We start from the raw sequence: 12,466 nt of genomic DNA, 5'->3' as shown, positions 1-12,466 counted from the left end.
ATTCTTAAAGGCTTTATGTTAAAATAAAAAAATGTTTTAAAAAGGAGCAAAAATGAAAAGTTTTTTAAAAGGTTTGGGTTTAGGATTACTTTGTTTAGTATTATTTGTACTAGGAGTAGTTTTTAACACTGAATTTTTAGGTTTAAAAAATCACGATAAACAAAATATAGAATTTTCAAGAAATATAGAAGTATCTAATGAAATTATGCCAAATATCTTTAATGCCACTTTAAATTTTAGTGCTAGCGAAGAACTTAGTAAAAAAACTACCATCTCTAGCATTGAAAAAGATCATATTGCCAAGACATTTAAAGAAATCTCAGATCGTATTGCCAAAGAAAATTATTGCAAAGGTGGAAGCTATACTTTAGAACCAAGTTATAATTATTATCAAGAGGCAAAAACACTAAATGGATATAAATTATACTCTAATTTCACTTGTCAAATTCCACAAAACAAAAGCAAAGACTATGAAAATCTTATAAAAGATATAGAAAGTATTAGCAATACTAATGTTTTAATTTCTTTTAACACTAAAGCTTTGCAAGCTGGTTTCGATGAGACTATTTTAGAAGCAAATAAAGAAGATTTATATGACCTTGCATTAAAAAAAGCTTTTGAAAAGGCTCAATATTATTCTAAGACTTTAGCAAAGACTTGCTTAGTAAAAAATATTCATTTTGATAATAACAATATTAAATATTATGCTCCAAACCTAACAGCGAGTGCAGATAGCGTTGTGCTACCTATTGTTAAAAGCGAAAAACAAAACCTAAAAGCCAATGTGCTTTTTGTTTGTCAATAAATTTCATTTTGACTTTATTTTGAGCTTTTATAATTTCTCATCATTAATTTAAAGGAGAAGCAATGAAAAAAATTATAAGTTTATTTATCACAAGTTCTTTAATGGCTTCATTTGCACTAGGAGCTGATTTTTCCAAAAAAAGCAATGAAGAGATTTTAAATCTTGCAAAAACCGTTAATGCTCAAGATCAAGCCGATTTGATGATAGAAATGAAAAAAAGAATGAATGAGATGAAATACAAAGACGCAAAAGATTTCCACCAACAATTTAGAACCAATTTACGCGAAAACATCTCTAAGCTTTCTGCACAAGAAAGAAACCAAAGAAGAGCTATCGTTCAAGAAGATATGCAAAAACTAACTGATAATATGAGTGGTAAAGAAATAAGAGAATTAAATTTACATCAGCATGGTAAAAATCCACATAAAATGCATAAAATGGATCATCAAAATCATACAAATTGTCCAATGAGATAAAATGGCAGCAAAAATTTTACTTCTTGAAGATGACTTAAGTTTAAATGAAATTATTAGTGATGCCTTAAGTGATGAGGGCTTTAAAGTCTCTTGTGTATATGATGCACAAGAGGCTCTAGAAAAAGCTTATGAAGAAAATTTTGATCTTTGGATTTTTGACGTTAAAGTCCCAAAAGGTAATGGTTTTGAAGTTTTAAAAGAATTAAGAGAAAGTGCCAAGAACACTCCTGCTATATTTTTAACTTCCTTATCTATGCTTGATGATGTAAAACAAGGTTTTTCATCAGGTTGTGATGATTATATTAAAAAACCTTTTGATGTAGATGAGTTAATCATCCGAGTAAAAAACATCATTAAAAGAAATTTTAGCCACCAAAAAGAAGATTTAATCTTACTTAGCACCTCAAAAAATATTTCTTTTGATCCACTCAATAAAACTCTTTATCAAGATAAAGAAATTATTACTCTTACCAACAAAGAAAAAGAGCTTTTATCTTTACTTTTAAAAAAACGCCCACATTTTGTAAGCATAGAGACAATTTTTAATGAAATTTGGAGTTTAGATGAAGAGCCTGTAATCATGAGTCTTCGAGTATATGTTAAAAACTTAAGAAAAATTCTTGGTAAAGATCTTATCATCAATCAAAGAAACATAGGTTATGCCATTAGGCTAGAAAATGAAAAGTGAAAATTTTAATAATACTATTTTCAAAATCTTAATCCTTTATATTATCACAAGTGGTGCTTTTCTTACGATTTTTTTTATCACTTTCTATCAAAAAGAAGCTAGCTATATACGCTTAAACCAACTAACGCATGTTTATACACACCACAATTATATTCTACAAAATATTATAGAGTCAAATCACAATCAAATTGCTTTAGAAAAAATTGATTTCGCAGAAATTTCTGATAAACTCAATACCTCTTTTGCTCTCATCTTAGATCAAAAGGTAATTTTTAGTAATCTTTCTTTTGATGCCATGAGTATCTTAAGACATTTAGAGCAAAACAATTTTATTTACAGTAGAGATAAGAAATTATTTATAGATTTTTTAAGAATTCGTAATCTTGATGCTTATATAGACAGAACCGATGTAAAAAAACCTAGACATTATTTTAAATTTTTAAAACATAAAAATATCCACATCATCATGGAAACAGATGATCTTGGTTTTAAAAAAGAACAATATCGCAAGGATAATTATAATAATTTAGACATTAATGATTTTTCTCATGAACTTTGGAAATTAAAATTAAAAACCATTTTTTATACTCTTATATGTATTATACTACTTGCTATAATTGCTTATGTGCTTATCATGCTTGTTTTTAAAAACATCAAAGAACAATTTAAAGCACTTAATGATTTCATCAAAGACACTACACACGAAATTAATACGCCTTTAAGTGTGATTTTAGCTAGTATTAAAAAATTTGATGATGCAAATTTAAATCCAAATAACGCAAAAAAACTAAATCATATTAAACTAGCAAGTAAAAATTTAAACCATATCTATCAAAACCTCATAGCCTTAAATTTTTTCATACAAAAAGAAAACACCAAAGAAGATATAAATTTAAAAGAACTTTTAGAGCAAAGATTAGAATACTTTGAAACTTTAATCGCCCAAAAAAATCTCATCATTGAAAAAAATCTTTTAGAGCAAAACTTTTATGCTAATAAAGAAGAAATGCAAATCTTAATCGATAACCTTTTAAGCAATGCCATAAAATACACCAATCCTCATAAAAAAATCTATATTTACTTAAAAGAGAAAACACTTAGCATTAAAGATGAAGGCCAAGGTATGAGCACTAAAGAAATAGCTCAAATTTTTACACGCTACAAACGCTTTAATCAAGACCAAGGTGGCTTTGGCATAGGTTTAAACCTAGTCAAACAAATAGCCGATAAAAACAATATCAACATTAAAGTTTTAAGTAAGGAAAACGAAGGAAGTGAATTTATACTTTCTTGGCAAGGATAAAAATGAATATTTGTTTAGAAAAAATAAAAATGGAACAAACTTGGAAAGAATTTCTAAAAGATGAATTTTTAAAACCTTATTTTTTAGAGATAAAAACTCATTATATCAATGCTATAAACGAAGGAAAAACCATATATCCACCAGCAAATTTAATCTTTAATGCATTTAATCTAACCCCTTTGCAGGATCTAAAAATCATACTTTTAGGACAAGATCCTTACCACAACCCTCATCAAGCCATGGGTTTGAGCTTTAGCGTGCCAATGGGAGTTAAAATTCCTCCATCTTTGCTTAATATCTATAAAGAATTGCAAGATGATTTAAATATTCCCATAGCAAAACATGGTGATTTAAGCAAATGGGCCAAACAAGGAATTTTGCTTTTAAATTCTATTTTAAGTGTAGAAGCAAATAAACCTGCTTCGCACACACATTTTGGATGGCAAAAATTTACCGATGCTGTTATATCAAAACTTAGCAATGAAAAAGAGGGTTTGGTATTTTTACTTTGGGGAAATTATGCTAAAAACAAAAAAGTTTTAATCAACACCCAAAAACACTTCATCTTAGAGGCAGCACATCCCTCGCCTTTAGCAAGAAACGCTTTTTTAGGCTGTAAGCATTTTTCAAAAAGCAATGAAATTTTATTAAAACTTGGTAAAAGTCCTATTGATTGGGATTTAAACTCATAATTTACTTTAAACCTATATACTTTAATGAAATTTTTTATAAAGGATAAATATGAATTGCCCAGTTTGTGTGAATACTGATTTATTAATGAGTGAAAGAAATGGAGTTGAAATTGATTATTGTCCAAAATGCCGTGGTGTCTGGCTTGATCGTGGTGAACTTGATAAAATCATAGAAAGAAGTTCTTCTCAAAGCACGCCACAACCATCTCATCAACAAAATTACAATCAACAAGCAAATTATCATCATAACAATGGCTATAAATATAAGAAAAAAGAAAGTTGGCTTGGAGAATTATTTGACTTTTAAGCCAAAAGGCTTAAAAGTTTTATAATTTTATTTTGATTAAGGCATTCTCTGCCATTTTTGGCACCCATAAATACTTACCATCAAAAAACATATCCGCAGGACCTTTTATAGGATTTAGATCTAGTTTTACCTCTTTATTATCTTTTAAAGCATAAATATATCCTTGAAGATTTTTACCCCAGCTTGATACTAAAAGATTTTTATCTTTATCATATACAATACCATCAAACTGTTCTATTTTATTGCTTAATTCTTGAATTTTCTTTGTGTTTAAATCAATACTAATGATTTTTCCACCTGCTTTATCACTTGGATCATAACCTGCAACAAATAAAGTGTTTTTATCTATCAATAATCCATTTGGCCCACCATATTTTGAATCTAAATGGATAAAGTTTTCATATTTTTTGTCTTTTAAAAATACTTTATGGATATACCCTGTGCCTGTATCACTCACTAGCAATGTATTATTATCTAAAACTGCTATATCATTTAAAAATACTGCATTTTTTATAGGAAGTTTAAAAATTTCTTTTTTGCTTTTTACATCAAAACCATATAAGATATCAATATCTACAACATACAAAATATCACCTATTTTAGACATACCTTTTGGAGCATTAAGATTTTTGATAAATTCTAATTCTATGATTTTTCCATTTTTATCCAACTTTGAGATAAAACCATCGTTATCCTTATTTAATGGAGCCAACTCTTTTCCTACATTAGACACATAAACCACACTTTTGTCTACATACACACTTTCAGGATGTGCAAAACCTTTAAATTCTTGCACCTCTAAAGCATTTGCACTACAAAATGCAAATAAAGCTAAAGCTAAAATACTTTTTTTCATATTGTTACCTTTCTTAATTTTTATTTACAAATTTTAATATAATTTAAAAATAAAATCTATCACTTTTAAGATAAAAAATATAAGTTTTTTGATTTTTGCTCTTGTTTTGGAGTAATACCATATCTTTTTTTATATCTTGCTATAAACCAAGCAGGGGAATTAAATCCAAGCTCATGACAAATTTGAGTAATATTTTTAGTAGAAAATTCTAATAAAAATTTAGCCTTCTCAAAACGTTTATTGTCAAGCCATTCTTTAGGACTTATCCCAAAACTTTGTTTGAAATTACGACTAAAGCTTGCTAAATCCATTTTACTAAATTTAGCCATAGAAGCCACATTTTCAAAATCATTTTTACAATACGCAAACATCTGATAAAGATCTAATTTAAAACCACTTAAAATTGCTTTTAAAAAGGCTAAAAATTCTGCATTGTCTTCACTATATAGTAAAGATAAAAATAATTCTTCAAATTTTAACTTAAGTAAATATTCGTTATTTTTAGAACTGTTTATATAAGGTAAAAATGATTGAAAAATACTCTTAGTTACAAAATCTGATTTTAAGCTAAACAAACTTTTAGAATACTCTAAAGAGCTTAATTTAGAAATTAAATCTTGATATTTAAAAACAAGCTCTATCAAAATACTCTCTTTAAAACATAAAATAACAGACTTATAAGTATTTTCACTATTTAAATAATCTCTAATAGAAAAGGAATTTTTTGTAAAAAAAATAATTTCATCTTTGCTTGCTTTAAAATGATTATCAATAGTATAAATACTTTTAGAACCCTCTAATATAAAAACCAAAGCATAATCTTTAAATATAACTTCTTGTTTTTTATCATTTAAGGAATTTTTTTGATAAAAACACAAAGAGAATAAAGAATTGTTTAAAACATTTGAACTAACTTTATTAAAGTCTTTTGGAAAAACTAACATTTTGACCTTTTTATAAGTTTTTTGATTATTGTATTTTATAAAAAATAACAAAATACAATTTTTTATTAATAGTATATGCTACAATAAAATAATTTTTAACAAAAGGAGAGATAATGAAAAAAATTATACTAGGTTCTTTATTAGCATCAAGTTTTTTAATTGGAGCAAATTTAGAAAATTTTGATCCAAAAGCACAAAAAGATCATTTAGTTATCAAAATGGAAATTCTTGATAAAAATACCAACAAAAATGCAGGTGAAGTAGTAGCGGTACAGACTCCTTATGGAGTAGCATTTTATCCAAATCTTCAAGGTTTAGAAAGTGGAATTCATGGTTTTCATGTTCATGCAAACGCTGATTGTGGAGCAACTGATAAAGGTTTAGGTATGAAAGCTGGTGGTCACTGGGATCCTGAAAAAACTGATGCACATTCAAGCCCATGGGATGATAAAGGCCACAGAGGTGATTTACCACCACTTTATGTAGAAAAAGACGGTAAAGCAACTAATCCTGTATTGGCACCAAAAATCAAAACACTTAATGAGCTTAAAAACCACTCTTTAATGATACATTTTGGAGGAGACAATCATAGTGATCATCCTGCAGCACTTGGTGGTGGTGGCGCTAGAATGGCTTGTGGAGTTATTAAATAAAACACATACTAAAGGCTAAAAGGCCTTTAGTATTATTTAAAAAGCTTAGTAAAATCTAAATCATTCATAAAATCATGGCTTGATCCGCCAAAACTTTGACTAGGACTGTAAGTAGCAATAGCCACTGCAAGCTCACTAAGCATAGAAGCTATTTCTTCTCTTTTATCTACTATATAAGCTTTCATACCCTCATAATCACTAGTTTCTAGAATTTTTAAAGGGTTGCAAATTTCAAAAGCAAAAGCCTTTGAGCCTACATTTACATTATAATTATTATCAAATAAAGCATTGCCTAAAAATGAGCAATTATCTACTATTTTCAAACTTTCACTTGCGATTAATACTTTATCTTGCACATCTTCATAATTTTTATCTTCTAAAAGTTTTGAAATTTTTTTCAACGAAGAATCTAAAATTTGTAAAGCACCAACAAAATCGTTTGCATCGGTAATATCTTCACTAAATTTTTGTGTTTGGTGTTTTAAATTCGCACCATCTATACTTGAACCTACTTGTCCTAAATGTTTTTGTAAGATTTCTAATTCATCTCTCATAATACACCTTCCTTGTTATTGCTATAACAAGAAAAGCATTTTTTATTCCAAATTTTGATCTATCCAAACTCTAAAATCTTTAGCAAAAAGTAAAAAAACCTCATCATAATTTTGGATTAAAATTTGAGGATTATTATCATTTAATTCTTTTTCATAGTAAAAATACTTACTTGCTATAAGTTTTTTAGTGTTTATTTGCACCAAATTTAAATTAATGCCTAATTTTATTTTAGAATGCATCTCATCGCTAAAATCTTGCTCTAAAATATCTACTTTACTTTCTAAAACATAATCAGCACTAGCTAGACTATCTTGGTTTAAAACCGCTTTAAATGCTTCTAAATCTTGCAAATGAAATTCCAAAAAAGTTTTAATCATCAAAGCAGGATTTTCTTTCCAAAAATGATAAGCATAAGCATTAACAACATGATCTTTTTTATAAAAAATTTCATTAGTATAAGCTAAGCCCTTAGGCAAAGAAACTATAATAGTTGCGTTTTTTTTATTTTGACTTTGCTCTAGCTTTTCTAAATTAATACTAAAATATTTATTTGCAGGTAAAGTTTGACTTGGACTAATCAAAGAACAAGCACTAAAAAAAATAGTTACTAAACTAATATATAAAAATTTCATTTTATTCTCCTGGAGCATATTGAGTGACTTTATCTTTATAAATTACATCGGAAGGATTTTGTTTTAAATTTTTTAATAATTGCGTAAAATCTAAAAATAAAACTCTTAAAATATCTAAATTTTCATTTAAAAGCATTCTGCTTTTATTAAGCTCGTTAAGTTGGCCATTAGCGTTATTTAAAAAATTTGAAAATTCATCTGAACTTTTACCAAGTTTAGAGCTTGTTTTATTTAAATTTTCTAAAAATACTGGTGCATTAGTATTTAAATACGCAGAAAACTCGGATGTATTTTGTAAAATAGACTCTATATTTTTTAAATTTTTATCACTTAAAAGATTTTCTAGTTTAAGCTTTGAGACATTAATAAGCTCTAAAAGATTATTTGCTTGCTTATCTATGCTCGTAAAAAAACTTTCCTTTGATTTTATAATAGGATAAACATCATCATCTGCTTTTAAAACACTAGCTTCCTCACTACCCCCTGCAAGCTGAATAAACTTAAATCCTGTTATACCTTGAATTTGCAAACTTGCATAAGTATCTGTTTTAACCGCTAAACTAGAATCAAGCTTAACTAAAATTTTCACTCTTAGTTGCTTACTTGAGCTATCTATGCTGATATTTTCAACACTGCCAACATCAACCCCTAAAAATTTAACCGGAGCTTTGACGCTAAGCCCTGCAACTGATTCTTCCATATAAATTTCATAATAATTAAAAGATTTTTCATCTTTTAAATTCCCATACCATACTATAAAAAACAAGCTGATAAAAAATAACACACAAACAAAAATTCCGATCAAAATATAATTTGCTTTATTTTCCATTATTGCATAAACCTCTCATAAAGTCTTGGATTTTGCTCTTGTAAAGCCTCAACATTTCCCAAAAAACCAACTTTTTTATTCTCTATAATCAAAAAGCGATTTAATACATTTTTCATACTTTCTTTATCATGAGTAATTAAAACTACACATAATTTAAAGCTTTGTTTTAAATTCAAAAGCAACTCATCAAATTCTCTTGAACTATAAGGATCAAGCCCTGAAGTTGGCTCATCTAAAAAAAGCAATTTAGAATCAAGTGCCAAAGCTCTAGCTATGGCCACTCTTTTTTTCATACCTCCGCTTAATTCACTTGGATAAAGTTTTGCCACACTCTCATCAAGTCCCACCATCTTAAGCTTCATCATGGCTATTTCTTTGATATCGTTTTTGCTAAGTTTTGTATATTCAACTAAAGGTATGCTAATGTTTTCAAGTATATTAAAAAAGCTAAATAATGCTCCATATTGAAAAACAACACCCCATTGTTTTTGCAAAAACAAAGCATCTTCATCGCTTATATTTTTTAATCTCTTGCCTAAAATTTCATACTTGCCCTTATCAAAATGCTCAAGCATTAACATTTGTCTTAAAAGCACAGATTTACCACTACCACTACCACCTAAAATGCCAAAAATTTCATTATCTTGCACTTCAAAACTAATATCTTCATGCACACATTTACTTCCAAAATAAGTGCTGATATTTTTAGCCTTTATAATCAAAATCCAGCCTTTGTTAAAAATACAGAAAAAATCGCATCAAAAGCTATCACCCAAAAAATAGCATTTACCACGCTTTTTGTCGTATAAACACCTATGCTTTCAGTAGTTTTTTGCACAAAAAATCCCCTAAAACAAGCAATAGAAGCGATCAAAAATCCAAAAATAGGTGCCTTTATAAGCCCTATGATGATATGTTTTAGCTCCACTGCTTCTTTGAAACGACTCATAAACTCACTCGCACTAATTTCTAAACTAAACCAAGCAACTACAATTCCACCTATAATGCTTAAAATATCTGCCACTATTACCACCAAAGGCATAGCAAGTGCCAAAGCTAAAACTCTAGGCAAAATGATAAATTCACTTTCTTTAAAACCCATAGTTTTCATCGCATCAATTTCATCAGTGAGTTTCATTACTCCAATTTGAGCTGTATAAGAACTTGCACTCCTACCAGCTATAACAATAGCACTAATTAATGGTGCAAGCTCTCTAGTAGCAGAAATTCCCATTAAATCAACAATATAAATATTAGCTCCAAATTGTGCAAGTTGATACGCAGCTTGATAAGCAAGCACTACACCCACAAGCAATGAGGTTAGCATAATAATAGGCAAAGCATTAATAGCACTATTTTCTACATGATATAAAAATGCTTTAAAGCGAAGTTTTTTAGGGTTTAAAAGTGTTTTAAAACAAGTATAAATGATAAGCCCTATGAAATTTAAAAACTGCACTAAAAGCGTAAAAGATTCAACAACCTTTTTTCCTAAATTTTCAAAAAAATCTTTAAGTGTTTTTTTATCTTCATGAGTATTATGAAAACTTTTATAGTGTTTTTGACAAAGTTCAAAAAGCTTAGCATGCTCGCTTTTAAGATTTATCCTACTAAACTCAAAACCTTTTTGCTTAAGTTCATTTTCTAAAGCTAGAAAATACCTAATCCCTGCAGTATCTATAAAATCTAAATTTGCAAAATCAAAAATAATATTTTTTTGAGTAGGAAAATCTAATTTTTCTAATTTTCCTACACTAGTTTTATCCCATATACCAAAAACACTAAAAACACATTCTTGGTTTTTAATGTCTTTGATGATTTTATTTTTCATTACATAAACTTAAAACATATGAGCTTAATTTTTCCTCGCTAAATCCAAAATGCTCAAACACATCTTTATCCTTACCGCTCTCACCAAAACTTTCTATACCATAAAGCTCATCACAAATTCTATAAAGCTCATTTGAATTTGCAGCTTCCACGCCTATAACCTTACCTTGTAGAATTCTTTCTTTATAAGATTTTTCTTGGGCAATGAATAATTCATAACAAGGCATAGAAACCACATTCGCAATTACGCCTTTTTCTTTTAAAAGCTTAGCTGCTTTTAGACACAATGATACTTCACTACCACTAGCTAAAAGTGTAAATTGCGCATTTGCGTTTTCTTCTAATAAATAAGCCCCATTTTCCACATCTCCAAAAACAGGCTCGCTTAAAGCATTTAATTTTTGGCGTGATAAAACAAAAACACTTGGCATATTAGTTTTAAGTGCTATTTGCCATGCTTTTACATTTTCAACCCCATCAGCTACTCTAAATGTTAATGAGTTTGGCATAGCTCTAAAAGTGCTAAGTTGTTCTATAGGTTGGTGTGTTGGACCATCTTCACCCACACCTATACTATCGTGAGTAAAGATAAAAAAGTGTTTAATTTTCATCAAAGCTGCTATTCTTGCAGCAGGTTTTAAATACTCACTAAATATAAAAAAAGTAGCACAATAAGGCAAAAACAAACCATATCTTGCAAAAGCATTTGATATAGCAGCCATTGCATGCTCTCTAATACCATAGTGGATATTTTTTCCATTTGGGAAATCACCCATATCTTTTAGTTCAGTTTTATTTGATGGACCTAAATCTGCACTACCACCTAAAAATCCCGGTAAAACTTTAGCGATAGCATTTAAAATCATACCATTACTATCTCTAGTAGCTAAATCTTTTCCTTTAAAATCAGGAAATTGTATTTTTGAAAAATCAGGCTCTAAAAGCTCTTTTAATAAAGCTTGTTTTTCTGTATTTAAATTTTGCACTTTTTGATTCCACTTAGCTTGTGCTAAATCTCCAAGTTCTATTGCGGCATTAAAGCGAATTTTAACTTCTTCTGGAATTTCAAAAGTTTTTTGTGGATCAAAACCTAAAGCTTCTTTTGCCTTTTTAATAAGATCTTCGCCCAAAGGCGCTCCGTGAGAATGATGACTTCCTTCAAGCTCCAAAGCCCCTTTAGCTATAGTAGTATGAGCGATGATTAAACAAGGCTTTTTACTTTCTTTAGCTGTTTTTAATGCTAAATCAATTTGCTCAAAATCATGCCCATCTATCTCAAGCACTTCAAAATTTTGCGCTCTAAAACGTTCTTTTACATTTTCATTAAAGGCAATAGCCACATCACCTTCGATTGAAATATTATTACTATCATAAATGATGATTAAATTATCAAGTTTGTGAAGTCCTGCTAAAGAACAAGCTTCATAAGAAATTCCTTCTTGTAAATCCCCATCACCACATAAACAATATACTTTATGATTGATAATATCCTCACTCAAAAGTAAACTTGCCTTTTTAGCTGCCATAGCAAAACCAACCGCATTTGCAATGCCTTGCCCTAAAGGTCCTGTGGCAATTTCAACACCTGGAGTGAAAATTTCAGGATGACCTGGGGTTTTAGAGTGTAATTGACGGAAATTTTTTAAATCCTCTAAACTTACATCATAACCACTCAAATGCAAAAAGCTATAAAGCAAAGCACTCGCATGACCACCTGAAAAAACTAATCTATCACGGTTTAACCATGTAGGATCTTTTGGATTATGCACTAAATGAGTACTTAAAACACTCATAATATCAGCTAAACCCATAGGTGCACCTGGATGGCCTGAATTTGCCTTTTGTATCATATCCGCACATAAAAATCTTATAGTGTTGGCTTGTTTTTGTAACATT

15 protein-coding genes are annotated in these 12,466 nt (G+C 28.9%); 7 read left to right on the top strand and 8 right to left on the bottom strand.

The genetic code is table 11. From position 1 onward, the window contains the following. The first annotated feature begins 52 nt into the window (after positions 1-52). The 6 genes from CD56_RS00650 (at position 53) to CD56_RS00625 (ending at position 4,271) form a co-directional block, all read left to right on the top strand. Positions 53-805, top strand: a complete 753-nt coding sequence (locus CD56_RS00650) for an SIMPL domain-containing protein (RefSeq protein ID WP_047207883.1) — start codon at positions 53-55, stop codon at positions 803-805. A 62-nt stretch (positions 806-867) separates the two neighbouring features. Continuing rightward, positions 868-1,281, top strand: a complete 414-nt coding sequence (locus CD56_RS00645; protein ID WP_047207882.1) for a DUF1104 domain-containing protein — start codon at positions 868-870, stop codon at positions 1,279-1,281. A 1-nt stretch (position 1,282) separates the two neighbouring features. After that, on the top strand, positions 1,283-1,969 hold the full coding sequence (locus CD56_RS00640) for a response regulator transcription factor (protein WP_039627745.1): 687 nt from the start codon (positions 1,283-1,285) through the stop codon (positions 1,967-1,969). Beyond that, a complete protein-coding gene (locus CD56_RS08040) occupies positions 1,959-3,272 on the top strand; it encodes a sensor histidine kinase (protein ID WP_052768349.1) in 1,314 nt (437 codons plus the stop codon). The genes CD56_RS00640 and CD56_RS08040 overlap by 11 nt, the downstream gene beginning before the upstream one ends. A gap of 2 nt (positions 3,273-3,274) precedes the next feature. Further along, positions 3,275-3,964: a uracil-DNA glycosylase gene (gene ung, locus CD56_RS00630; protein ID WP_047207881.1), complete on the top strand. Its 690-nt coding sequence runs from the start codon at positions 3,275-3,277 to the stop codon at positions 3,962-3,964. Positions 3,965-4,013: 49 nt separating this feature from the next. Then, positions 4,014-4,271, top strand: a complete 258-nt coding sequence (locus CD56_RS00625) for a TFIIB-type zinc ribbon-containing protein (protein WP_039617224.1) — start codon at positions 4,014-4,016, stop codon at positions 4,269-4,271. Between the two features lie 19 nt (positions 4,272-4,290). Here CD56_RS00625 and CD56_RS00620 read toward each other — a convergent pair whose 3' ends face one another. Beyond that, complete coding sequence (locus tag CD56_RS00620) at positions 4,291-5,127, bottom strand: YncE family protein (RefSeq protein ID WP_047207880.1); 837 nt, start codon at positions 5,125-5,127, stop codon at positions 4,291-4,293. A 65-nt stretch (positions 5,128-5,192) separates the two neighbouring features. Further along, positions 5,193-6,071 (bottom strand): helix-turn-helix domain-containing protein, encoded by an 879-nt coding sequence (locus tag CD56_RS00615; RefSeq protein ID WP_052768348.1) that lies wholly within the window; start codon positions 6,069-6,071, stop codon positions 5,193-5,195. Between the two features lie 113 nt (positions 6,072-6,184). Here CD56_RS00615 and CD56_RS00610 point away from each other — a divergent pair, with 113 nt between their 5' ends. Then, positions 6,185-6,724 carry a superoxide dismutase family protein gene (locus tag CD56_RS00610; protein WP_047207879.1) on the top strand — a complete coding sequence of 180 codons (540 nt, stop codon included), beginning with the start codon at positions 6,185-6,187 and terminating at the stop codon, positions 6,722-6,724. 32 nt (positions 6,725-6,756) lie between these two features. Here CD56_RS00610 and CD56_RS00605 read toward each other — a convergent pair whose 3' ends face one another. Genes CD56_RS00605 through tkt form a run of 6 tightly spaced genes read right to left on the bottom strand, consistent with a single transcriptional unit; the run spans position 6,757 to position 12,465 of the window. Further along, positions 6,757-7,278 (bottom strand): flagellar FLiS export co-chaperone, encoded by a 522-nt coding sequence (locus tag CD56_RS00605; protein WP_052243052.1) that lies wholly within the window; start codon positions 7,276-7,278, stop codon positions 6,757-6,759. A gap of 42 nt (positions 7,279-7,320) precedes the next feature. Beyond that, the gene (locus tag CD56_RS00600; RefSeq protein ID WP_047207878.1) at positions 7,321-7,911 is read right to left on the bottom strand and encodes an ABC-type transport auxiliary lipoprotein family protein; all 591 of its coding nucleotides are present in this window, start codon (positions 7,909-7,911) and stop codon (positions 7,321-7,323) included. A 1-nt stretch (position 7,912) separates the two neighbouring features. Further along, entirely contained in the window at positions 7,913-8,740 is an 828-nt protein-coding gene (locus CD56_RS00595) for an MlaD family protein (RefSeq protein WP_047207877.1), read from the bottom strand. Further along, positions 8,740-9,462, bottom strand: coding sequence for an ABC transporter ATP-binding protein (locus tag CD56_RS00590; RefSeq protein WP_047207876.1), 723 nt, complete (start codon positions 9,460-9,462; stop codon positions 8,740-8,742). Before CD56_RS00590 ends, CD56_RS00595 begins: the two co-directional genes overlap by 1 nt. Next, positions 9,459-10,559, bottom strand: a complete 1,101-nt coding sequence (locus tag CD56_RS00585; RefSeq protein ID WP_373274253.1) for an MlaE family lipid ABC transporter permease subunit — start codon at positions 10,557-10,559, stop codon at positions 9,459-9,461. Before CD56_RS00585 ends, CD56_RS00590 begins: the two co-directional genes overlap by 4 nt. Before the next feature lies 1 nt (position 10,560). After that, positions 10,561-12,465, bottom strand: coding sequence for a transketolase (gene tkt / locus CD56_RS00580; protein ID WP_047207874.1), 1,905 nt, complete (start codon positions 12,463-12,465; stop codon positions 10,561-10,563). Position 12,466 lies beyond the last annotated feature (1 nt).

Source organism: Campylobacter lari (assembly GCF_001017575.1).
GTDB lineage: Bacteria > Campylobacterota > Campylobacteria > Campylobacterales > Campylobacteraceae > Campylobacter_D > Campylobacter_D lari_C.
This window is presented reverse-complemented; position numbering and strand designations above follow the sequence as displayed.